Annotated in this window: 17 protein-coding genes and 4 tRNA genes; 3 read left to right on the plus strand and 18 right to left on the minus strand. The window is 60.5% G+C overall.

The genetic code is table 11. The features are described 5' to 3' along the window. Positions 1-34: 34 nt before the first annotated feature. From JWU58_RS17845 to leuC, 6 genes are all read right to left on the minus strand, one after another. Entirely contained in the window at positions 35-1,045 is a 1,011-nt protein-coding gene (locus tag JWU58_RS17845) for an aspartate-semialdehyde dehydrogenase (RefSeq protein ID WP_206420692.1), read from the minus strand. A gap of 247 nt (positions 1,046-1,292) precedes the next feature. Beyond that, positions 1,293-2,405 (minus strand): aspartate-semialdehyde dehydrogenase, encoded by a 1,113-nt coding sequence (gene asd, locus JWU58_RS17850; protein WP_071171651.1) that lies wholly within the window; start codon positions 2,403-2,405, stop codon positions 1,293-1,295. A 66-nt stretch (positions 2,406-2,471) separates the two neighbouring features. Beyond that, complete coding sequence (leuB, locus tag JWU58_RS17855) at positions 2,472-3,554, minus strand: 3-isopropylmalate dehydrogenase (RefSeq protein WP_016773933.1); 1,083 nt, start codon at positions 3,552-3,554, stop codon at positions 2,472-2,474. Positions 3,555-3,609: 55 nt separating this feature from the next. Further along, positions 3,610-4,377 carry a class I SAM-dependent methyltransferase gene (locus JWU58_RS17860; RefSeq protein WP_123443179.1) on the minus strand — a complete coding sequence of 256 codons (768 nt, stop codon included), beginning with the start codon at positions 4,375-4,377 and terminating at the stop codon, positions 3,610-3,612. A gap of 95 nt (positions 4,378-4,472) precedes the next feature. Continuing rightward, a complete protein-coding gene (gene leuD, locus JWU58_RS17865; RefSeq protein WP_073474092.1) occupies positions 4,473-5,117 on the minus strand; it encodes a 3-isopropylmalate dehydratase small subunit in 645 nt (214 codons plus the stop codon). 2 nt (positions 5,118-5,119) lie between these two features. Then, positions 5,120-6,550 carry a 3-isopropylmalate dehydratase large subunit gene (gene leuC, locus JWU58_RS17870; RefSeq protein ID WP_041478531.1) on the minus strand — a complete coding sequence of 477 codons (1,431 nt, stop codon included), beginning with the start codon at positions 6,548-6,550 and terminating at the stop codon, positions 5,120-5,122. 139 nt (positions 6,551-6,689) lie between these two features. Here leuC and JWU58_RS17875 point away from each other — a divergent pair, with 139 nt between their 5' ends. From JWU58_RS17875 to JWU58_RS17885, 3 genes are all read left to right on the plus strand, one after another. Continuing rightward, entirely contained in the window at positions 6,690-7,580 is an 891-nt protein-coding gene (locus tag JWU58_RS17875) for a LysR family transcriptional regulator (protein WP_024012384.1), read from the plus strand. A gap of 63 nt (positions 7,581-7,643) precedes the next feature. Beyond that, on the plus strand, positions 7,644-10,922 hold the full coding sequence (locus tag JWU58_RS17880) for a PAS domain S-box protein (protein WP_206420693.1): 3,279 nt from the start codon (positions 7,644-7,646) through the stop codon (positions 10,920-10,922). A gap of 94 nt (positions 10,923-11,016) precedes the next feature. Further along, positions 11,017-12,708, plus strand: a complete 1,692-nt coding sequence (locus tag JWU58_RS17885) for a molecular chaperone HscC (protein WP_206420694.1) — start codon at positions 11,017-11,019, stop codon at positions 12,706-12,708. Here the strand turns inward: JWU58_RS17885 and JWU58_RS17890 are convergent. The 12 genes from JWU58_RS17890 to gltX form a co-directional block, all read right to left on the minus strand. Further along, the gene (locus tag JWU58_RS17890; RefSeq protein ID WP_206420695.1) at positions 12,705-15,395 is read right to left on the minus strand and encodes a DUF805 domain-containing protein; all 2,691 of its coding nucleotides are present in this window, start codon (positions 15,393-15,395) and stop codon (positions 12,705-12,707) included. The two genes, JWU58_RS17885 and JWU58_RS17890, sit on opposite strands and share 4 nt — an antisense overlap. After that, positions 15,392-16,087, minus strand: coding sequence for a DUF1266 domain-containing protein (locus tag JWU58_RS17895; RefSeq protein ID WP_024012380.1), 696 nt, complete (start codon positions 16,085-16,087; stop codon positions 15,392-15,394). The genes JWU58_RS17890 and JWU58_RS17895 overlap by 4 nt, the downstream gene beginning before the upstream one ends. Positions 16,088-16,275: 188 nt before the next feature. Next, complete coding sequence (locus tag JWU58_RS17900) at positions 16,276-16,722, minus strand: Hsp20 family protein (protein ID WP_016773925.1); 447 nt, start codon at positions 16,720-16,722, stop codon at positions 16,276-16,278. Positions 16,723-16,841: 119 nt separating this feature from the next. Beyond that, on the minus strand, positions 16,842-17,801 hold the full coding sequence (locus JWU58_RS17905; RefSeq protein WP_016773924.1) for a tRNA dihydrouridine synthase: 960 nt from the start codon (positions 17,799-17,801) through the stop codon (positions 16,842-16,844). Positions 17,802-17,975: 174 nt separating this feature from the next. Beyond that, the gene (locus tag JWU58_RS17910) at positions 17,976-18,419 is read right to left on the minus strand and encodes an acyl-CoA thioesterase (RefSeq protein ID WP_016773923.1); all 444 of its coding nucleotides are present in this window, start codon (positions 18,417-18,419) and stop codon (positions 17,976-17,978) included. A 46-nt stretch (positions 18,420-18,465) separates the two neighbouring features. After that, positions 18,466-19,299, minus strand: a complete 834-nt coding sequence (locus tag JWU58_RS17915; RefSeq protein ID WP_125927218.1) for an alpha/beta fold hydrolase — start codon at positions 19,297-19,299, stop codon at positions 18,466-18,468. 30 nt (positions 19,300-19,329) lie between these two features. After that, complete coding sequence (locus JWU58_RS17920) at positions 19,330-19,869, minus strand: TetR/AcrR family transcriptional regulator (RefSeq protein ID WP_016773921.1); 540 nt, start codon at positions 19,867-19,869, stop codon at positions 19,330-19,332. A gap of 182 nt (positions 19,870-20,051) precedes the next feature. After that, positions 20,052-20,127 (minus strand) — tRNA-Glu (locus JWU58_RS17925). Between the two features lie 80 nt (positions 20,128-20,207). Continuing rightward, positions 20,208-20,283: transfer RNA gene (locus tag JWU58_RS17930), tRNA-Ala, on the minus strand. Between the two features lie 53 nt (positions 20,284-20,336). Continuing rightward, positions 20,337-20,412 (minus strand) — tRNA-Glu (locus tag JWU58_RS17935). Positions 20,413-20,491: 79 nt separating this feature from the next. Then, a tRNA-Ala gene (locus JWU58_RS17940) sits at positions 20,492-20,567 on the minus strand. A gap of 188 nt (positions 20,568-20,755) precedes the next feature. Beyond that, on the minus strand, positions 20,756-22,237 hold the full coding sequence (gltX, locus tag JWU58_RS17945; protein WP_071171803.1) for a glutamate--tRNA ligase: 1,482 nt from the start codon (positions 22,235-22,237) through the stop codon (positions 20,756-20,758). Between the last annotated feature and the right edge of the window lies 1 nt (position 22,238).

Consider the following 22,238-nt stretch of genomic DNA (forward strand, 5'->3'; position numbering starts at 1 on the left):
TAGAATCAGTCGACAAATTGTTGCCAAGTATCTTTTACAGCAGGTCTTTTATCAACAACTCAGCCAGTTGCACGGCATTGAGTGCCGCGCCTTTGCGTACGTTATCTGACGTCAGCCAAAGATTTAGTTCCGCCGGGTCGTCGACGCCACTGCGCACGCGGCCGACATAGACCACGTCCTGCCCCACCGCATCGCCGACCGCGGTCGGATAATCGCCGGCCTCGACCAGCTCGATGCCCGGTGCAGCCTCGAGCGCGGCGTTGACCTTTTCCAGGTCAACAGCGCTGCCTGACTGCAAGGTCACGCTAAAGCTATCGCCAAAAAACACCGGGGCTTGAACGCAAGTGGCAGAAATCTTCAATAAAGGTTTTGCCAGGACCTGGCGCAACTCGCGCACCAATCGTTTTTCCAGCAGCGTGTGGCCCTGCGCATCAGGCGTACCGACTTGTGCCAGCAGGTTGAACGCCATCTGCCGGCCGAAGAACGTCGGTTCCAGCGGACGCATGTTGAGCAGCTCGGCGGTCTGCCGCGCGAGCTCGGTGACCGCTTCGCGGCCTTGCGCCGAAACGGCCAGATTGGCGGTGACGTTGACGTATTGCAGATCGAGCAGATCGAGCAACGGCGCCAGCACCACGGCAAGCGTAGTGGCCGACGGGCTTGGGCTGCTGACCTGGAACGGGCTTTTCAGACTGGCGAGAATATCGGCATTGGCCTCGGGCACCACCTGCGGCGCCTGATCGGCAGGCAAGGCGCCGGACAGGTCGATCAACGAGCAACCGGCAGCATGGGCGCGAGCGGCGTAGCTCAGCGACACCGCAGCGCCGGCGGCAAAGAACACCAGTCTGACCTTGCTGAAATCGAACTCGTCGACCTCGCGCACGCGTACGTTCTTGTTGCGGAACAGCACCGAACTGCCGGCCGATTCACTGCTGGCCAGCAGGTGCAGGTTGCCGACCGGGAAGTCGCGTTCTTCGAGAATCTGTACGAGGGTTTCGCCGACAGTACCGGTGGCGCCGATAACGGCGATATCGAAAGTCTGGGTCATGGAGCTACCTCTGGCAAAACGGGGGGAGCGGCACTTTACCGGGTGGGTGGCGCACAGGCAATTTCTGCCCGTACCGATCGTTCCGACGCTGTGCGTGGGAATGCCTCAACGGACGCTCCGCGTTCTGCTTTGGAAGGGACGCAGAGCGTCCCGGGATGCATTCCCAAGCGGAGCATGGGAACGATCATTGCGCATAAAAAAACCCGCACCTCTCACAAGGCACGGGCTCTTTCATTGCTTCAAGCGATCAACGCTCCAGCAGGATCCGCAGCATGCGGCGCAGCGGTTCGGCCGCTCCCCACAGCAGTTGGTCGCCGACGGTGAAGGCGCCGACGAATTGCGAACCCATGTTCAGCTTGCGCAGACGACCGACCGGTACATTCAGGGTGCCGGTGACCTTGGTCGGACTCAGCTCCTGCATGCTGATCTCGCGGTTGTTCGGTACCAGCTTGACCCACGGGTTGTGCTGGCTGATCAGCCCTTCGATATCGGCGATCGGTACGTCTTTGTTCAGCTTGATGGTCAGCGCCTGGCTGTGGCAGCGCATGGCGCCGATGCGCACGCAGATGCCGTCGACCGGGATCGGGCTCTTGAAGCGACCGAGGATCTTGTTGGTCTCGGCCTGGGCCTTCCACTCCTCGCGGCTCTGACCGTTTGGCAGTTCCTTGTCGATCCACGGGATCAGGCTGCCGGCCAGCGGTACGCCGAAGTTTTCGGTCGGGTAGGCTTCGCTGCGCATGGCCTCGGCCACGCGACGGTCGATGTCGAGGATCGCGCTGGCCGGGTCGGCCAGTTGATCGGCGACAGCGGCGTGGGTCGCGCCCATCTGCTTGATCAGTTCACGCATGTTCTGCGCGCCGGCACCGGAAGCCGCCTGATAGGTCATGGCGCTCATCCACTCGACCAGACCGGCCTCGAACAGCCCGCCCAGACCCATCAGCATCAGGCTGACGGTGCAGTTGCCGCCGATGTAATTCTTGGTGCCCGCGTCCAGTTGCTGGTCAATGACCTTGCGGTTGACCGGGTCAAGAATGATCACTGCGTCATCGTTCATGCGCAGGCTCGACGCCGCGTCGATCCAGTAGCCCTGCCAGCCGGCTTCGCGCAGCTTGGGGAATACTTCGCTGGTGTAGTCGCCGCCCTGGCAGGTCAGGATCACGTCGAGGGTCTTCAGCTCGTCAATGCTGTAAGCGTCCTTGAGCGGAGCAATGTCCTTGCCCACGGACGGGCCTTGGCCACCGACATTGGACGTGGTGAAAAACACCGGCTCGATAAGATCGAAATCCTGCTCTTCCAGCATCCGCTGCATGAGCACGGAACCGACCATCCCGCGCCAACCGATCAGACCTACACGTTTCATCGCAACTACACCTTCTTGAAAAGTGGGCCGCTGCTTTGTATTGAATTTCGCAGCGGGCCCGAGAGATTACAGATTCCGCAGCGCGGCGACTACTGCGTCGCCCATTTCCTGCGTACCGACTTTGGTACAACCGGCCGAGTGGATGTCGCCGGTGCGCAAGCCCTGATCGAGCACGACGCTGACGGCTTTTTCGATGGCATCGGCAGCGTCGTGCAGATTGAAGCTGTAACGCAGCATCATCGACACCGACAGGATCGTCGCCAGCGGGTTGGCGATGCCTTTACCGGCAATGTCCGGCGCCGAACCGTGGCACGGCTCGTACATGCCCTTGTTGTTGGAATCCAGCGAGGCCGACGGCAGCATGCCGATCGAACCGGTGAGCATCGACGCTTCGTCGGAGAGGATGTCGCCGAACATGTTGTCGGTGACGATCACGTCGAACTGCTTGGGTGCGCGCACCAACTGCATGGCGGCGTTATCGACGTACATGTGGCTCAGCTCGACTTCCGGGTAATCCTTGGCCACCTGCTCGACCACTTCACGCCACAACTGACTGGACGCCAGGACGTTGGCCTTGTCCACCGAGCAGAGCTTCTTGCCACGCACCATGGCCATGTCGAAACCGACACGGGCGATGCGGCGGATTTCGCTTTCGCTGTACGGCAGGGTGTCGTAGGACTGACGCTCGCCATTGTCCAGCGTACGGGTACCACGCGGCGCGCCGAAGTAAATGCCGCCGGTCAGCTCACGGACGATGAGGATGTCCAGACCGGCAACGATTTCCGGCTTCAGGCTCGACGCGTCGGCCAGTTGCGGATAGAGGATCGCCGGGCGCAGGTTGCCGAACAGGCCCAGTTGCGCACGGATTTTCAGCAGACCGCGTTCAGGGCGGATATCACGCTCGATGGTGTCCCATTTCGGGCCACCGACAGCGCCCAGCAGCACGGCGTCGGCAGCGCGGGCGCGATCAAGGGTCTCGTCGGCCAGCGGCACGCCATGCTTGTCGATGGCCGCGCCACCGATCACGTCGTGGCTCAGCTCGAAGCCCAGGCTGTACTTGTCATTGGCCAATTCCAGCACCTTGACCGCTTCGGCCATGATTTCCGGACCAATACCGTCACCCGGGAGAATCAGAATCTGCTTGCTCATGCTTTCCTCGTGTCTTCAAGCGGTGCGCCACTGAACGGCGCGCCGGGAAAAATTCTTATCGCTCAGCCATCAGTACGATCACATCGGTACTGAACGAGCCGTCTGCATCTATCTCAAAATACTCACGCACTTCGTTGCCCATCGACTGCTGCAACTGGCGGATCGCCGCGCGCATCACGTCAGGTGTGCGCATGCGCTCGACCCAACTGCTGTACTCCAGACGCAGGCGCTGCCGGGTGGTACTGCGCACATGCAGACCGGCTTCGCTGACCTGGCGCAGCCACTCGGCGGCGGAGTAATCGCGGACATGGCTGGTGTCGCGCAGCACTTCAACGCTTTGCAAGTAAGTGTCGAACAATGCACTGCCCGGTGACAACACATCAACGAACGCCGCCACCCCGCCCGGCTTCAGCACCCGGCGCACTTCGCGCAAGGCCAGGCCAAGGTCGCTCCAGTGATGCGCCGAATAGCGGCTGAACACAAAATCGAACTCGCCATCGGCGAACGGCAAGCGCTCGGCAGCACCGTTGACGGTAATGATGTTGCTCAAGCCGCGATCGACGGCAGCGCAGGCAACCACATCAAGCATTTGCTGCGACAGGTCGTAAGCCACCACCTCCCTGACCAGCGGCGCCACATGAAAGCTGACATGACCGGCACCACAACCCAGATCCAGCACCCGCGCACTGCCCTGCCCGGCCAGCTCAGCCTGCAGCAGTGCGAATTCACTGCCTTGGGCGTGAACCGCGCTGCTGAGGTAAGCGGCGGCCTGTTCGCCGAATTGCTTCTGGACGACCTGGGTGTGCTGGGCGGTGCTGGTCATGGATCACATCCTGTAAGCAGTGTTATTTGAAATACATTCCCTGTGGGAGCGAGCCTGCTCGCGAAGAGGCCCGCCCTGACTACATCAATCCCGAATCAAGCGTCGCGAAACAACCACGGCTGACTAACCCGATGCTTGGCCTCGAACGTCGCAATCGCATCGCCGTCCTGCAAGGTCAGGCCGATATCGTCCAGACCATTGAGCAAGCAGTGCTTGCGGAACGCGTCGACCTCGAAGCTGTAGACCTTGCCATCCGGGCGGGTCACGGTCTGCGCTTGCAAGTCGATCTGCAATTGATAACCCGGCTCGGCTTCAACCTGCTTAAACAGTTCATCAACTTCTGCATCGCTGAGGATGATCGGCAGCAGGCCGTTCTTGAAACTGTTGTTGAAGAAAATGTCGGCGTAACTCGGCGCGATGATGCTGCGGAAACCGTACTCTTCCAGCGCCCACGGCGCGTGTTCACGGCTCGAGCCGCAGCCGAAGTTCTCGCGGGCGAGCAATACGCTGGCACCCTGATAACGCTCGGCGTTGAGGACGAAATCCTTGTTCAACGGGCGCTTGGAGTTGTCCTGATAAGGCTGGCCGACATCCAGATAACGCCACTCATCGAACAGGTTCGGACCGAAACCGGTGCGCTTGATCGACTTCAAGAACTGCTTGGGAATGATCTGATCAGTGTCGACGTTGGCACGATCCAGAGGCGCAACAAGACCAGTGTGCTGAGTAAATGCCTTCATCTTTACTGTGCTCCTTGGATCAATTCACGAACGTCAATGAAACGGCCGTTCACTGCTGCCGCCGCCGCCATGGCCGGGCTGACCAGGTGGGTACGGCCACCGGCGCCCTGACGGCCTTCGAAATTACGGTTGGACGTCGACGCGCAATGCTCGCCGGACTCCAAACGGTCCGGGTTCATCGCCAGGCACATCGAGCAGCCCGGCTCACGCCATTCGAAACCGGCCTCGAGGAAAATCTTGTCGAGCCCTTCGGCTTCGGCCTGCGCCTTGACCAGACCCGAGCCCGGCACGACGATCGCCTGCTTGATGGTCGAGGCGACCTTGCGGCCCTTGGCGATCACCGCAGCGGCGCGCAAGTCTTCGATGCGCGAGTTGGTGCAGGAACCGATGAACACGCGATCGAGCTGAATGTCGGTGATCGCCTGATTGGCGGTCAAACCCATGTATTTCAAGGCGCGGACAATCGAGTCGCGCTTGACCAGATCCATTTCCTTGGCCGGGTCCGGCACGTTCTGATCAACAGCCAAAACCATCTCAGGCGAAGTGCCCCAGCTGACTTGCGGCTTGATCTGCGCGGCGTCGAGCTCGACCACGGTATCGAACTTGGCATCGGCGTCGGAGACCAGGTCTTTCCAGGCTTCGACGGCCATGTCCCACTGCTCGCCTTTCGGCGCGAATGGACGACCTTTGACGTAGTCGATGGTCTTCTGATCCGCCGCCACCAGGCCGACGCGGGCGCCGGCTTCGATGGACATGTTGCAGATGGTCATGCGGCCCTCAACGGACAGATCGCGGATCGCGCTGCCGGCAAATTCGATGGCGTGGCCGTTACCGCCGGCGGTGCCGATCTTGCCGATCACCGCAAGGACGATGTCCTTGGCGGTCACGCCGAACGGCAATTGGCCTTCGACGCGCACCAGCATGTTTTTCATTTTCTTGGCCACCAGGCACTGCGTGGCGAGCACGTGCTCGACCTCGGATGTGCCGATGCCGTGGGCCAACGCACCGAATGCGCCGTGGGTCGAGGTGTGCGAGTCACCGCAGACCACGGTCATGCCCGGCAAGGTCGCGCCCTGCTCCGGACTGATGACGTGAACGATGCCCTGACGCACGTCGTTCATCTTGAATTCGACGATGCCGTATTCATCGCAGTTGTCGTCGAGGGTCTGCACCTGCAAACGCGAAACCTGATCGGCAATGGCTTCGATGCCGCCCTTACGCTCAGGGGTGGTCGGTACGTTGTGATCCGGGGTCGCAATGTTGGCATCGATGCGCCAAGGCTTGCGCCCAGCCAGACGCAGGCCTTCGAAAGCTTGCGGCGAAGTCACTTCGTGGATGATGTGACGATCGATGTAGATCAGCGCCGAGCCATCGTCGCGCTGCTTGACCAAATGCGAATCCCAGAGCTTGTCGTAGAGCGTTTTGCCGGCCATCAGACGGTTCCTCATCAGCTTGTTTCTATGCCCTGGGCTTATCAATAACCCTTTGGCTTGTGAGGCCGATCCTATGGGGTTAGATTAAATAACTCAAATTCATATTTTTTATGCTTTGGATAACCAACTGGAATGCGACATGGACTTGGCTAACCTCAACGCTTTTATTGCCATCGCCGAGACCGGCAGCTTCTCCGGCGCCGGCGAACGGCTTCATCTGACCCAACCGGCGATCAGCAAGCGCATCGCCGGTCTTGAGCAGCAATTGAAGGTGCGCCTGTTCGACCGCTTGGGCCGCGAAGTCGGCCTGACCGAGGCCGGTCGCGCCCTGCTGCCACGGGCTTATCAGATTCTCAACGTGCTCGACGACACCCGCCGCGCCCTGACCAACCTGACCGGTGAAGTCAGCGGCCGCCTGACGCTGGCCACCAGTCACCACATCGGCCTGCACCGCTTGCCGCCTCTATTAAGGGAGTTCACCCGCCGCTACCCACAGGTTGCGCTGGATATTCAGTTTCTTGATTCGGAAGTGGCCTACGAGGAAATTCTCCACGGCCGCGCAGAACTGGCAGTCATCACCCTCGCGCCAGAGCCGCATACCTTGGTCAAAGCCACGCCGGTGTGGGACGACCCGCTGGATTTCGTCGTCGCCCCGGAGCATTCGCTGATCAACAACGGTGCCGTCAGTCTGGCGGACATCGCCGGCCATCCGGCGGTTTTCCCCGGCGGCAACACCTTTACCCACCACATCGTCCAGCGTTTGTTCGAAGCTCAGGGCCTGACGCCGAACATCGCCATGAGCACCAACTATCTGGAAACCATCAAGATGATGGTCTCCATCGGCCTGGCCTGGAGCGTGCTACCGCGCACCATGCTCGACGAACAAGTGGCAAGCATCGCATTGCCGGGCATACAGCTCACTCGCCAGCTAGGCTATATCTTGCACACCGAACGGACGCTATCGAATGCAGCAAGAGCCTTCATGGCCCTGCTGGATGCACAAATCGATCGGCCAGGGATCCCGGCCTGACTTGTGCTACTCCTATAGCGCCGCTCCTGTGCCTAACGCCACTCAGCTCAAGGCCCGCTGACAATGCCGAAATCTGTTGACCGAACTCCGCCGATGCCGCGAATCCAGGCCGTCGATCCGCGCCATTCCGAGCAGAGCTGGGAAAGCGCGCCGCAATTGCTCGCCGCGCTCAACGGCGCGCGGCTCGGTGCCTGGTATTGGGACATCGAGCGCGGGCAGATCAGCTGGTCGCGGGGCACCCAGGCGTTGTTCGGTTTCGATCCACGGCAGCCGTTGCCCGCCGATTTGGAATACCTCGACCTGTTGCCGCCGGAAGACCGCGCGAAAACCGTGCGTGCTTTCCACGCGGTGATCGCCGGCGCCCCTCTGGAGCAGGCGATGCATCACCGCATCCGCTGGCCCGACGGCAGCCTGCACTGGCTGGAGATCAGCGGTAGCCTGCTGCCAGACAAGAACGGCCGGCCCCGAATGATCGGGGTGATTCGCGAAATCACCCACCAGCGCCAGCGCGAGCAGGCCTTGAGCAGCTCGGAGAAACGTTTCGCGACACTTTTCCACCTATGCCCGAACATGGTTCTGCTGACCCGACAGGAGGACGGCCTGATCAGCGAGGCCAACCAGTATTTCGAAAGCCTGTTCGGCTGGCCGGTGCAAAGCGCAATCGGCCGCACCACCCTGGAACTGGGCTTGTGGGTGCACCCCGAGCAACGCGCCGAACTGGTGAAAAAAACCAAAGCCAAGGGCGAGCTGATCAGCATGGAAGTGCAGTTTCGCGCCAGCAATGGCCAGGTGCACGACGGCATCCTCAGCGCGCAGAAGGTCGCGCTCGAAGGTCAGCCCTATCTGCTCAGCACGTTCCTCGACACCACTGAACGCAAAGCCGCCGAACTGGCCTTGAAGGACAGCCAGGAACGCCTCGACCTGGCGCTGGATTCGGCGCAACTCGGCACCTGGGACTGGCACATCCCCAGCGGCATGCTTTACGGCTCGGCGCGCGCTGCGCAATTGCACGGGCTGGAGCCGATTCCATTCCACGAATCATTCGAGGAGTTTTTCGAAGGCGTGCCGGGCGAGGAACGCGACAGCATGCGCGACGCGTACCGCAGCCTGCGCGAAGGCCCCGCCGGCAATTATCAACTGACCTATCGGGTGCAATTGCCCGACGGCAGCTCGCGCTATCTGGAAAGCCGCGCGCGTCTCTATCGCGACGACAACGGCGCACCGCTGCGAATGGCCGGCACGCTGCTGGACATTACCGATCAGGTCGAGCGCGAACAGCGTCTGGTCGCCTCGGAAGAGAAATTCGCCACGCTGTTTCAGGTCAGCCCCGATCCGATCTGCGTCACGCGCCAGGAAACCGGGGAGTTCATCGAGATCAATTCCAGCTTCAGCCAGACCTTTGGCTGGAGCGCCGCCGATGTGATTGGCCACACCGCCGAGGAAATCGGCCTGTGGGACGCCTCGGCGAAAAGTCTGCAACGCATCGAACGGGTGATTCGCGAACAAGGCCTGAGCAACGTGGCCATTCTCGTCCAGCACAAGGACGGCCAGTCGCTGACGTGCGTGATTTCCAGCCGGCAGATCAGCGTCGGCGACCAGCCGTGCATAGTCACCACCCTGCGCGACATCACCCAGCAACAACGCTCGGAAGCAGCGCTGAAGGCCAGCGAAGAAAAATTCGCCAAGGCGTTTCACTCCAGCCCCGACGCCATCACCATCACCGAGCGCGACACCGGGCGTTATCTTGAGGTCAACGATGGCTTCTGCCGCCTCACCGGCTATCGCGCCGACGAAGTGGTGGGCAAAACCGTTTATCAGGTGGGGATCTGGGCGGAAGAGAAACAACGCTCGACCTTACTCGCCGAGTTGCAGATCAAGGGCCGCGTGCATCATCAGGAAATGCTCGGGCGCAACAAGCGCGGCGAGTTGCTCACCGTTGAGGTCTCGGTCGAGCCGATCACGCTCAATGAAACCGCGTGCCTGCTGCTGACCGCGCGCGACGTCAGCCTGTTGAAGAACGCCGAAGCGCAGATTCGTCACCTGGCCTATCACGACCCGCTGACCAACCTGCCCAACCGCGCCTTGCTGATGGATCGCCTGAGTCAGCAGATCGCCCTGCTCAAGCGCCACAATCTGCGCGGCGCCTTGCTGTTTCTCGACCTCGATCACTTCAAGCACATCAACGATTCCCTCGGCCACCCGGTCGGCGACACCGTGCTGAAAATCATCACCGCGCGGCTCGAAGCCAGTGTGCGCATGGAAGACACCGTGGCGCGCCTCGGTGGCGATGAGTTTGTGGTGTTGCTCAGCGGCCTCGAAGGTTCGCGCAGTGAAGTCAGCGAACAAGTGCGCGCGCTGGCCGACACCATTCGCGAATTGCTTTCGGAGCCGATGTTCCTCGATGGCCAGCGCCTGCAAGTGACGCCGAGCATTGGCGTGGCGCTGATTCCCGATCACGGTTCGACCCCGACCGACCTGCTCAAACGCGCCGACATCGCCCTGTACCGGGCCAAGGATTCCGGGCGCAACACCACGCAGATGTATCACAACACCATGCAGAAAGCGGCCAGCGAGCGCCTGCGCATGGAGACCGACCTGCGCCTGGCGCTGTCGCGCGGCGAGTTCAACGTGCACTTTCAGCCACAGGTCGATGCCCGCGACAACCGCATCATTGGCGCCGAAGCCCTGGTGCGCTGGAACCATCCCGAACTCGGCGCGCAATCTCCCACCGAGTTCATCAAGGTACTGGAAGACAGTGGCCTGATTCTCGAAGTCGGCACGTGGATCCTCGATGAAGCCTGCAACGCCTTCAAACAACTGATCGCGTTGAAACTGGTCGACCCGCTCAACTTCAGCCTGTGCGTGAACATCAGCCCCCGGCAGTTCCGCCAGAACGATTTCGTCGAACGCATCGAACACAGCATGACCAGCCACGGCCTGCCCTGCTCGCTGCTGAAACTGGAAATCACCGAAGGCATCGTCATCCAGAATCTGGAAGACACCATCAGCAAAATGCGTCGTCTGAAAAAGCTCGGCGTGAGCTTCGCCATGGACGACTTCGGCACCGGTTATTCGTCGCTGACTTATTTGAAGCGCCTTCCGGTAGACACCCTGAAGATCGACCAGTCGTTTATCCGCGATGCGACCACCGATTCCAATGTTGCCGAGATCATTCGCGCAATTGTCGCGATGGCGCGCAGCTTGGAATTGGAAGTGATTGCCGAAGGCGTGGAGACGCCAGCACAGCTGGCGTTTTTGCAGGGACTGGAATGCCATTTGTATCAGGGTTATCTGCACAGCCGGCCGGTGGGGTTGGAGGATCTGAAAAAACTGCTGCCCTGAATCGGCGGTCGCACAGACTGGCAACAGAGCAACAATTGCCACAGTTTGCGTCAGCCTGTAGGGTCGCGTTTTTTGCGCCGCTTCGAGATCAACCATGCAGGATGCATCCCTTCCCCGCCCGGCCCTGCTGGGCATCGACCTTGGCACCACCAACAGCCTGATCGCCGTCTGGCGTGAAGGCCGCGCCGAACTGATCCGCAACGCCCTCGGCGATGTGCTGACACCGTCGGTGGTCAGCCTTGATGAAGACGACACGATTCTGGTCGGCAAAGCCGCCCGCGCCCGCCTGACCACGCACCCGGAACGCACCGCCGCCGCGTTCAAGCGCTTCATGGGCAGCGACAAGCAAATCCAGCTCAGCTCTCGCCAGTTCAGCCCGGAAGAGTTGTCGGCGCTGGTACTTGGCTCACTCAAGCAAGACGCAGAAGCCTTTCTCGGCCAAGCGGTCACAGAAGCGGTCATTTCCGTACCGGCATATTTCAGTGACGAGCAGCGCAAGCGCACCTTGTTCGCCGCCGAACTGGCCGGGCTGTCCGTGACGCGCCTGATCAATGAACCGACCGCTGCCGCCATGGCGTACGGCCTGCACGAACAGAAGTTCGAACGCACGCTGATATTCGATCTCGGCGGCGGCACGTTCGACGTCACCGTGCTCGAATACGCATTGCCGCTGATCGAGGTGCACGCCTCCACTGGCGACAACTTTCTTGGCGGCGAAGACTTCACCGCCGCCCTGTTGCAGGCCTGCCTGAAACACTGGCAACTCGCCCCCTCAACGATCGATGCACAAGCCATGGCCAGCCTCGGTGATGCCCTCGAACAGCTGAAATGCAAACTCGGCGAAGGCGCGCAGCACTTGAGCTGGCGGTATGCCGAGCAGACATTCGAATGGGAACTGGATGAAGCCGCTGCGGTGAAAATCTGGGAGCCGTTGCTGGCCCGCTTGCGCGCGCCAATCGAACAGGCTCTGCGCGATGCCCGACTGAAACCGCGCGACCTCGACAGCCTGGTGCTGGTCGGTGGCGCCACGCGCATGCCGGCGGTACAGCAAATGGTCGCCACGTTGTTTGGACGCCTGCCTTATCGGCATCTTGATCCGGACACCATCGTGGCTCTGGGCTCAGCGACGCAGGCGGCATGCAAGGCGCGGGACGGTGCGGTCGAGGAATTGATTTTGACGGATGTCTGCCCTTATACGCTGGGGATTTCGACCAATCGTGGCGAAGGCGTCAGTGGCGCGTTCTCGCCGATCATCGAACGTAACACGGTGATTCCAACGTCACGGGTGCAGCGTTACTCGACGACGTTTGCGCAACAGACTGAAATCCGTATCGCGGTTTACCAAGGGGAACGCCCGTGGGTACGCGACAATATTTTCATCGATTCTTTCGACATCCAGTTCACCCCTAGTGAGCAGCTGCAGAGCCTCGATGTGCGTTTCAGTTATGACATCAACGGCCTGCTGGAAGTAGACGTCACGCTTCTGGAAACCAGCGAACGTTACGGCCACAGCATCGACCGCAGCCCGACCGGACTGGATGAACAGGCGCGCAGAGACAGCCATGCCCGGCTCGCGACGCTCAAAGTCCACCCTCGCGACGCCCTGCCCAACCGCACCCTGCTCGCACGCCTGGAGCGAGCATGGATGCAAACTCTGGGCGACGAGCGTGCGCGCATTGCCGAGTGGATGGACACCTTCAACACCGTGCTTGCCGGCCAGCAAGCCAGCGAAATCGCCAGCCACCGCTCAGCGCTGAATGATGCGCTGGATCAGATGCGTCTTTAACCGTTCAGTTGCCGTAAAGCAGCCTGCAACCCGCCGGACAACATATCTGCCCCACTGTCCGGCGGCACGCCATAGCGGTTAGGCAGTTTGTCTCCCGGAAAGCCGAACAACACCAGCGGCAGGAATGGCAGAAACGACGACAATCCAAGAAATATCAGCAGTGTCGGTATGCCCCGGCCCATATCGTGCAACCGCCGTACAACTGCCGCGAACAACAGCAGCACGCCAAGCAAAAAGATGACCATCCCGCCAATCGTCGTGCCCGTTATCAGCCCGGCTATTGGGGTTACCACTACGCATCCCAGGACCTGAGCGATAAAAGCCCTGCGCCCCAACCGTGATCCGAGGCGCCAGAACGCTTTCGCTGGTACTGGCTGGACATCACTGTTGGCTAACAGCAACCGCTCCGACCACGACAGCAACGCGCACAGTGCCAAGCGCAAACCGACGCTGTTCTGCACGTCATCCTTACCCTGCTGCAGTTGCCGCAACACTCGCGTTTTCGGCACACCGGCAGCGCCGTAGCGAATCAAGCTTTTGAGCGCATCCAGCGCCTCATAGGCCAATAGTTTGTCGACACCGAAATCCGTCAACACCTTGCGCGGTGGCCACACCGGTTCGCCCTTGATCAGACCGTCGCGAAAGCCTTCGAACCAGTCATCCTCGCAACTGACCGCTTCAATCGACTGCAACAACGCCCGGTGCTGCTCGGCGCTCAGGCCTGGATCGTGGTAGAGCACGCCCCAGAACATCAACAAGCCCAGCAGGTCATCGCCGCACGCCGCACGGTCACTTTCGACGCAGGTATAAAGCAGGGTATTGGCGGGCAGCCTGGCGCTGTCGAGAGCCTGCTCGACACTGAACAACTGTTGCACCAGCAAACCGTGCACAGGATCGTCACCCTGCAGCCAACCCAGCAAACCGGCGCCATTGCCCTGCTCACGCAGCAAGCGCCGCAATAGCGGCTGCAGTCGGCTCAAAGGATGCGCAGGATTGAACGGCAAACGCTCCAGACACTGCGCATCAATCAATTGCAACCAGCGCTCGGGTTGTTCCAGCAATGCCAGAAAAAACACGGTTTGAGCGTGCCAATCCCAGATGGCCGCTCCCAACCCGATCGGCGGCAAACCTGTCGCGCGCCGACTCAACTGGAGCATAAGATCAAGCTCCGAGAGGTCATTGCCGTCTTTGACCGCACTCAGCTCGAACGCGTCGGCAATGCGTGCAAGCGCCGTGTCGCTATAGGGCCGCAAGCGCTGCAACCACAGACGACAAACCTTGTGCAGCGCACCTTCGGACAACGCGAGCGGCAATTGCGGTGAAAGTGTTTGCGAGTCAGTGAAAGCGCTCATGGCCTGCGCAACAGGCGCCTTGGCCAGCCAATGCAGATGTTGCCTGGCCTGATACTTCAGGCCGCTCAAAACCAGGCATTCCAGCGCGTCCACCGGCAGCGGTTCGTCGACAATCTGCTGCAACAAGGCCGAATCACCACGATGCAGCGCCCAGGCGTGCCGGTACAGACGCAGCAAACGGCTGTCGTGGTTTTCGCCGATCAACTGCGCGAGCAATGGCAACTCGTCGCCCGTCATGCGCCAATCAACAAAGCTTTGCGCCAGTGCATCAAGCTTGAGCCGTCCGACACCCAACCAACGGGTCAAGGTCTCGGGCCGTTGTGACGGACTGCCATACACTTGGCACTCAGCACCCAGTTCGTCCGGCCAAACGGCGCAGTCCTCCAGACGATCGAACGCCTGAATCAGCAACGGCAGAAAGGTCGGCTGACGCTTGGCACACAGCTCCAGCAAGCGACTCTCTGCCGCGGGATGGCGATGTTCGCTCCAGAGCCGAATCCAGCATGGAAACGCTTGATCGTCGTGCCCCAACAGACTGTACTGACACGCCAGCAGGTACAGCCAGTCGACGTTATCCGGCGCGGCATCGTGCTGTTCGGCACAGCATTGCAGGAACGTCGGCGCGCCCATCCCCGCTTGGGTGAACTGCACCAGCAACCGCTTGAGGTACGCGGCATCGTTGGGCAACGGCAAGCACGTGTGCCGACTGGCGAACTCGGCGAACTCGTGAAGCGGACGCTGAGTAAAGATGAAATCGAGGCTACGGGCATACCACAGCGACTCGGTCTGTGCCGGCTCTGACCAGGCGCTCATCAGATCCGTATCGAACGGGTCGGGCGTCTTGATGCGCTGCAAAAAGCTTTCTACCGCTTGCGCATCGTCGAATGCCAGATCGAGCAATTGCTGGTCCCAGGCCATGCGTTGCGCCAACAGATTCGCACAACGGTAGGACAACGGACCGGCGCCGGACAGTCGGTGGTACAAGCCCCAGTTGAGGTCATCGAAAACCTCCAGTGACAAGGCATCCAGCGTCCGGACAAATGCCTGCCATGCCGCGTAGTTGAAGCGTCGCGCGGGATCATCCAGCAGCGCACAGAAATCCAGAAAAGCTTGAGGCGCCCGAACGACATCGGCTTGTGCAGCGTCGATCTCGTCTCCAGCCTCTTCCTCCTCTTCACGGGCCAGACGCAGGGCACTCTCGTAGGCCATGCGTAGCGCTTGAAAACCTTCCGGATCGGTTTCCGGATGGTGCGCCGGCAAACGGGCGCGATAGGCGCTGCGAATCAGGGTTTCGTCAGTAGTCGGTTCAATGCCCAGTCGAATCCAGCAACTCATGACCAGTCGAACTCCCCAAGCGATGCCGGACGAGACGGCGGATCAATATCCATGTGCCAAGGCAGATCAGCGAGAAAGTGTGGAATGTTTTGCGCAAGACCTCGGGCAATCCTGGTGTTGAAAGCGCTGGTGCCCTCACGACTCATCTCGACCGCCAGTTCATCATCGCTTTTACTCATGCAGCACCAAAAGGTTCGTCCCACCAGAAAGCCGTTGAAGTAAGCCATCCAGCTGCCGTAATGAAACTGCGCCCTCAACGCCAGACGACTGTGCAACCAGTTGCTCTCGGCCAGATCGATCCATTGATTACGTACGGCGCAGCGCAACAGAAAGCCCATCCGGCCGTAATCCCAGGACAGAATGCCGCCGGGACCACAGCTGCCGAAGGTACGGCTGGCAAATTCATGCAGGACGCGCTCGCGCGGGCTCAGCTCATTGAGCAACGACTGCCATTCACTCGGCAGGCATCGCTGCCACGCCAGATAGGCCCCGCTGAGGTGTTTGGCATGGCCGTCGTCGGTCATCCATCCGAGCATGTCGAACAACTGTTGCCGATCATCGATACCCCAACTTTCCTTGAGGTTGATGTAACGATCGTTGCAGAACGCCGGGTCGTCATACCCGGCGCCGGTGTTGAGCGCGGCCATTGGTGCGGACAACGCGCACAGCCAGCGCTGTTGAATCTCGTCCATGAAAAAAGGCTCCAGGCCGACCGCAGGGAAATGGGGGCCGGCAAAACTGCGCAGATTGTAAAGAGCCCCGCCGACAGCGGCAAACCCTGCATCGCTTTGACTGCACGCACAAAAAAGGCCCCGACGTATCGGGGCCTTTCGTTCAGCGGCTTATCGCCGGTTCGGGCGATTGTGTGTCAGCACATGAATCAATGCTGCAACGCCGGCTGCTGCGCTCCATTGATCGGGATGCGCTTGGCTTTCGCTTCTTCCGGGATGACACGGAGCAGGTCGATGCTCAGCAGACCGTTGCGCAGGGCAGCGTCCTTGATCTCGATGTGATCGGCCAGACGGAACGACAGCTTGAAGGCTCGCTGGGCGATGCCTTGATGCAAGAACGTGACGCTCTCGTCAGTGTCACGCTTGCCGCCACTGATGGTCAGCACACCCTTCTCGACTTGCAGGTCCAGGTCTTCTTCCTGGAAACCGGCGGCCGCAACGACGATACGGTATTGGTCATCACCGTGTTTTTCGACGTTGTAGGGTGGGTAGCTGCTGCCTGGCTCGTTGCGCAGGGCGGTTTCGAACAGGTCGTTGAAACGGTCGAAACCTACCGAGGAACGGAACAGTGGCGCGAGAGAAAATGCAGTACTCATGATTCAAATCTCCTGAAAACAATCAGCAAGGTTTTGTGTCTCCGCGACCCGAATTCGGCATCGCGTAACCCTTAGATAGGGACCGCTGTTTTGATTTCAAGAGATTATTTTGAGATTTTTTATGCGGCCTCGACGAGCGGCAATCCGAGCAGACGCGAGACTTGATCCGGCTCGGTTTCACGGCGCAGAACGGTGAAAAGCTCGGCGGCTTCCGGGTAGTTGCGCGTCAGCATGGCCAGCCATTGCTTGAGGCGACCGGGCGATTGCCGGGCGGTCATTTGCGCCTTGGCCTGCAGCCAGAAGTCCTGAATCAGCGGCATCAGCTCGGCCCAGGTCATCTCGACGACCTCTTCGCCAGCGCGCGCCGCAGCGATCTGCCGGGCGAGATCCGGGCGGGAGACCAGACCCCGACCGAGCATAATGTCTTCCACGCCACTGATTTCGCGGCAACGGCGCCAGTCTTCGACGCTCCAGATGTCGCCGTTGGCGAACACCGGCACCTTGACCACGTCCTGCACGCGCGGGATCCACTCCCAATGAGCCGGCGGTTTGTAGCCGTCCATTTTCGTCCGCGCATGTACGACGATGTGCTCTGCCCCGCCTTCGGCCAGCGCCGTGGCGCAGACCAGCGAGCCGTCAGGACTGTCGAAACCCAGGCGCATTTTCGCGGTGACCGGGATGTGCGCCGGTACGGCGCGACGGACATGCTCGACGATCTGGTTGAGCAGCTCCGGCTCCTTGAGCAGCACGGCGCCGCCGCGGGATTTGTTGACGGTCTTGGCCGGGCAGCCGAAGTTGAGGTCGATCACCTCAGAACCGAGTTCGCAGGCAAGCGCGGCGTTTTCCGCCAGGCATACCGGATCAGAACCGAGCAATTGCACGCGCAGCGGCACGCCGGACGCGGTGCGAGCGCCGTTGAGCAGCTCGGGGCCGAACTTGTGGAAGTACGCCGGGGTGAGCAACTGGTCGTTGACCCGAATGAATTCGGTCACGCACCAGTCGATGCCGCCAACGCGGGTCAGCACGTCGCGCAGGATGTCGTCGACCAACCCTTCCATGGGCGCCAGAGCAATTTGCATGGGGAAACACTACTTGAAGAAAAAACGTGCGGCAGTTTACTGCATATCGTGCAAGACCGCAGGACAACACATCTCTCTGTGGGAGCGAGCCTGCTCGCGAAGGCGGTCTGTCAGTTGATACATGCGTAACTGACGCGACGCTTCGTGAGCAGGCTCGCTCCCACAGAGTGAGATTTACATCGCCTCTGCAATCTGGATCGCCGGGCCATAACCTTCGATAAACTCTGCCGGCATGCGCTTGGGCTTGCCGGTCGACAGCTCGATGCACACAAACGTGGTCTGCGCGCGCAGCAGGGTGGCGTTGTCGCTGGGGCGTTTGAGCTGGAAATGCCGGGTCATTTTCAAGCGCTGGTCCCAGTCGACGATCCAGGTCGCCAGTTGCAGTTCATCGCCTTCATAGGCTGCGGCCAGATAATCGATTTCATGGCGGACAACGGCCATCGCCCGATCCAGCCGCCGGTATTCGACCAGGTCCAGGCCGAGGCGCTGCGAATGGCGCCAGGCGCAGCGCTCGAGCCAGGTCACGTAAACGGCGTTATTGGCGTGCCCGAGCCCGTCGATGTCTTCGGCGCCTACTTGCAGATCAATGGTAAACGGCGTTGCCCGATCCCAGCCCATGCCCCACTCCCGGTCAAAGTATTCAACCGGGGCAGTGTAACGGAGCTCAGGCCGATTGGCGCGTTTGAAGGCTGCGACCGGCAAGCAGTGATAACACACCATCAATCACTCGAGGGTCGGCCAGCACCCGCTGATGGCCGCCGCTTTCCAGGCGCAGCAGGCGGCTGTCGAACCAGGCTTCGTGAATCAATTGCGATTCTTTGACCGAGACAAAATTGTCGTCCTCGGCATGCACGATCAGGCCGGGCATATCCAGTTGATAGTGGGCCACGTCCAGCGTAGCGGCGCGCATGCCGACGTCCTGCTCGACTTGACGAATAAACGCAGAACGCGCGCGCGGCGGCATGCCGACCATTCGCGCGAAACCGCGCAGCACGCCGAGAATCCGTGACGGTGCGGCGATGCTGACCAGAGTTTCGGTGCGCAGACCCAATTGCACGGCGAGCATCGCGCTGGCGCCGCCCATGGAATGCCCGATAACCGCTTGCAACGGCGGCAATTCGGCAGCGGCTTCGAGCATGGCGCGGGCGAACAGCACTACATTGGCTTCTCTCCCAGGGGAGCGACCGTGGGCCGGGCCATCGAGCGCGACGACGGTATAACCGGCATCGACCAGAGCATTGATCAGCGAGGCGAATTGCGTTGGCCGCCCTTCCCAACCATGCATCAGCAACACCGTAGGGCCTTGACCCCAGCGCAGCGCCGACAGGCCGAAGCGCAACGTGATGCGTTCGGAGCTGGCCAACAGCGGCAGCTCCCAATCGCGCAGCGGTAGCGCGCGGGGCGTCATGAACGCCAGACGCATTTTGCTTGCCACCAGTTTCGGTGCAAACCAGCCCAAGGTACCGTTAACGCCACGAACCCACTTCAACGCGTTCATCGCACTCTCCTCAGGCTTGTTGCCTTCAGGTCAACGCACCGCCGACTTGGCGGCGCGCAGCAATCGATCGGATAACTCTCCCGGACCCAGCGCCCTGGCCAAGGCCAGACCACCGACCATCAACGCGACATCGGCCAGAGCCTTGTCGGTGTCTTCAGGGCTGGCCGCCAGTTGCGCGACCATCAGCTCCAGATGCTCGTTCAGCGCGATGCGGAACGACTCCGGCAAACGCCCCAATTCGCCAATCGAGGCCGGAATCGGGCATGCGGCTTCGCTGGAATCCCGGTGTTTGCGTGACAGGTAGAACGCAGCCACCAAAGCGCGACGCTCTTCGCCGGTCAGATCGGCGTCCATGTCGGCAATCAGGTCGCGACGCCGGCCCAGCAGTTGCTTGAACGCTTCGAGCATCATCGCGTCCTTGCTTTCGAAGTGTGCGTAGAAGCCGCCGACGGTCAGGCCGGCTGCGCCCATCACTTCGCCCACGCTCGGGTCAGCCGGGCCGCGCTGAATCAGTGCGGCGCTGGCAGCCTTAAGGATGCGTTCGCGGGTTTGAGCTTTTTTATCGTTCATCGTTGCCTCCGAATATTACGACTAGAATATTATTCGCATAATAATATTCCGCAAGTCATTAATATGACCGCTGGTCTGAAGCACAGTGTAAGGAAAAAGGAGAGTTGGCCAAACGCCGGACAAACAAAAGGGCCATTCAATAATTGAATGACCCTTATAAAATCCCGCAGAGCGGGTAATCGTGGCGTCCCCTAGGGGACTCGAACCCCTGTTACCGCCGTGAAAGGGCGGTGTCCTAGGCCACTAGACGAAGGGGACACAAACCCTTCTATACAACTGATCAGTGCTGAGAGCTGATCGATTCAAGGCCGGTGTGGCCAGACCTTGAACTGTAAAATTGGTGGAGCTAAGCGGGATCGAACCGCTGACCTCCTGCATGCCATGCAGGCGCTCTCCCAGCTGAGCTATAGCCCCGGATTTTTCGCCTCGCGGCGGAGTGATCTCTTGCAACATCACTTCTGTAAAACTGGCGTCCCCTAGGGGACTCGAACCCCTGTTACCGCCGTGAAAGGGCGGTGTCCTAGGCCACTAGACGAAGGGGACGCAAACCCTTCTATACAACTGATCAACGCTGAGTGTTGATCGCTTCAAGGCCGGTGTGGCCAGACCTAGAAGTGTAAATTGGTGGAGCTAGACGGGATCGAACCGTCGACCTCTTGCATGCCATGCAAGCGCTCTCCCAGCTGAGCTATAGCCCCTCATCGCTGAGGACGGGGCGAATCTTAAGGGCGTATCGAAAGCCTGTCAAACTTATTTTTGAAAAATTTCAAAATTTTTTGCCGGGATAACAATCACTTACCGCCCTCCCCCGTAAATTCGGGAGAAACGCCGAAGGCAGGATCAAAAGATCGCAGCCTTCGGCAGTCCTGCTGAGAAGCAAAAGCAATCAGGCGATGGCGCCCAAGAGCTTTTCCCACTCCTTGTTTTCTTTCTTCGACACGCCGCCCAGCAGGTCAATCGCCTGGCGCAAGCGGAAACGGGTGAGATCCGGGCCGAGGATTTCCATCGCATCGAGTACCGACACCGAACTCGCCTGCCCGGTGATCGCAGCAAACATCAGCGGCATCGCGTCGCGCAGTTTCAACTCCAGAGATTCGACCACCGCCTGAATCGTCGCGGTGATGCTGTCCTTCTCCCACTGCCGCAGGCTTTCCAGTTTCCACAGGATCAACTGCATCAACTGGCGAACCTGATCGCCGGAGAGTTTTTTCGACTCAAACAGCTTGGCATCCGGATTCACGCCGCCAGCAAAGAAGAACCCCGCCAGCGGTGCGACCTGGCTGAACGTTTCAACCCGGCCCTGCACGTGCGGCGCGATCTTCATCATGTAGTCGGAGTTGAACGCCCACTTCTGCACGCGGGCGGCAAACTCTTCCACCGGCAGATCGCGCAGCCACTGGCCGTTGAGCCACGACAACTTCTCGATATCGAAGATCGGCCCGCCGAGGGAAACGCGCTTGAGGTCGAAGTTGTCGACCATTTCCTGCAGCGAGAACTTCTCGCGCTCGTCCGGCATCGACCAGCCCATGCGCCCGAGGTAGTTGAGCATCGCTTCCGGCATGAAGCCCATGCGCTCGTAGAACGTCACCGAGGTCGGGTTCTTGCGCTTGGACAGCTTGCTCTTGTCCGGGTTGCGCAGCAGCGGCATGTAGCACAGCTCTGGTTGTTCCCAGCCGAAGTATTCGTAGAGCAAGATCAGTTTCGGTGCCGATGGCAGCCACTCTTCGCCACGCAGCACGTGGGTGATGCCCATCAGGTGATCGTCGACGACGTTGGCGAGAAAGTACGTCGGCAGGCCGTCGGTCTTCATCAGCACTTGCATGTCCATGCGATCCCACGGGATCTCGACGTCGCCACGCAGCATGTCCGGCACCACGCAGACGCCTTCGCTCGGCACTTTCATGCGGATCACGTGCGGTTCGCCAGCGGCCAGGCGCGCCGCGACTTCTTCCTTCGACAGCAGCAGTGCGCGGCCGTCATAGCGCGGAGTTTCGCCGCGAGCCATTTGCTCGGCGCGCATCTGATCGAGTTCTTCAGCGGTGCAGAAGCACGGGAACGCATGACCCATGTCGACCAGTTGCTGGCAGTACTTCTGATAGATGTCGCCGCGCTCGCTCTGCCGATACGGGCCGTGCGGGCCGCCGACGTCCGGGCCTTCGCTCCAGTCGATACCGAGCCAGCGCAGGGCGTCGAAGATCTGCTGTTCGGACTCGCGGGTCGAACGCAACTGATCGGTGTCTTCAATGCGCAGGATGAACTCACCGCCGTGCTGCTTGGCAAAGCAGTAGTTGAACAATGCGATGTAAGCGGTACCTACGTGGGGGTCCCCGGTAGGCGATGGCGCGATGCGAGTGCGGACGGTGGTCATG

It is taken from the genome of Pseudomonas atacamensis, assembly GCF_017167965.1.
GTDB classification, from domain to species: Bacteria; Pseudomonadota; Gammaproteobacteria; order Pseudomonadales; family Pseudomonadaceae; genus Aquipseudomonas; species Aquipseudomonas atacamensis.

Excerpts from the sequence above, each read along its gene's own strand:
- JWU58_RS17915 (WP_125927218.1), bottom strand. The coding sequence starts at position 19,299 with ATGAACGCGTTGAAGTGGGTTCGTGGCGTTAACGGTACCTTGGGCTGG.
- gltX (WP_071171803.1), bottom strand. The coding sequence starts at position 22,237 with ATGACCACCGTCCGCACTCGCATCGCGCCATCGCCTACCGGGGACCCC.
- leuD (WP_073474092.1), bottom strand. The coding sequence starts at position 5,117 with ATGAAGGCATTTACTCAGCACACTGGTCTTGTTGCGCCTCTGGATCGT.
- leuC (WP_041478531.1), bottom strand. The coding sequence starts at position 6,550 with ATGGCCGGCAAAACGCTCTACGACAAGCTCTGGGATTCGCATTTGGTC.
- JWU58_RS17895 (WP_024012380.1), bottom strand. The coding sequence starts at position 16,087 with ATGGACGAGATTCAACAGCGCTGGCTGTGCGCGTTGTCCGCACCAATG.
- JWU58_RS17875 (WP_024012384.1), top strand. The coding sequence starts at position 6,690 with ATGGACTTGGCTAACCTCAACGCTTTTATTGCCATCGCCGAGACCGGC.
- JWU58_RS17885 (WP_206420694.1), top strand. The coding sequence starts at position 11,017 with ATGCAGGATGCATCCCTTCCCCGCCCGGCCCTGCTGGGCATCGACCTT.
- JWU58_RS17880 (WP_206420693.1), top strand. The coding sequence starts at position 7,644 with ATGCCGAAATCTGTTGACCGAACTCCGCCGATGCCGCGAATCCAGGCC.
- JWU58_RS17905 (WP_016773924.1), bottom strand. The coding sequence starts at position 17,801 with ATGCAAATTGCTCTGGCGCCCATGGAAGGGTTGGTCGACGACATCCTG.
- JWU58_RS17845 (WP_206420692.1), bottom strand. The coding sequence starts at position 1,045 with ATGACCCAGACTTTCGATATCGCCGTTATCGGCGCCACCGGTACTGTC.
- JWU58_RS17920 (WP_016773921.1), bottom strand. The coding sequence starts at position 19,869 with ATGAACGATAAAAAAGCTCAAACCCGCGAACGCATCCTTAAGGCTGCC.
- JWU58_RS17910 (WP_016773923.1), bottom strand. The coding sequence starts at position 18,419 with ATGGGCTGGGATCGGGCAACGCCGTTTACCATTGATCTGCAAGTAGGC.
- JWU58_RS17900 (WP_016773925.1), bottom strand. The coding sequence starts at position 16,722 with ATGAGTACTGCATTTTCTCTCGCGCCACTGTTCCGTTCCTCGGTAGGT.
- JWU58_RS17860 (WP_123443179.1), bottom strand. The coding sequence starts at position 4,377 with ATGACCAGCACCGCCCAGCACACCCAGGTCGTCCAGAAGCAATTCGGC.
- JWU58_RS17890 (WP_206420695.1), bottom strand. The coding sequence starts at position 15,395 with ATGAGTTGCTGGATTCGACTGGGCATTGAACCGACTACTGACGAAACC.
- asd (WP_071171651.1), bottom strand. The coding sequence starts at position 2,405 with ATGAAACGTGTAGGTCTGATCGGTTGGCGCGGGATGGTCGGTTCCGTG.
- leuB (WP_016773933.1), bottom strand. The coding sequence starts at position 3,554 with ATGAGCAAGCAGATTCTGATTCTCCCGGGTGACGGTATTGGTCCGGAA.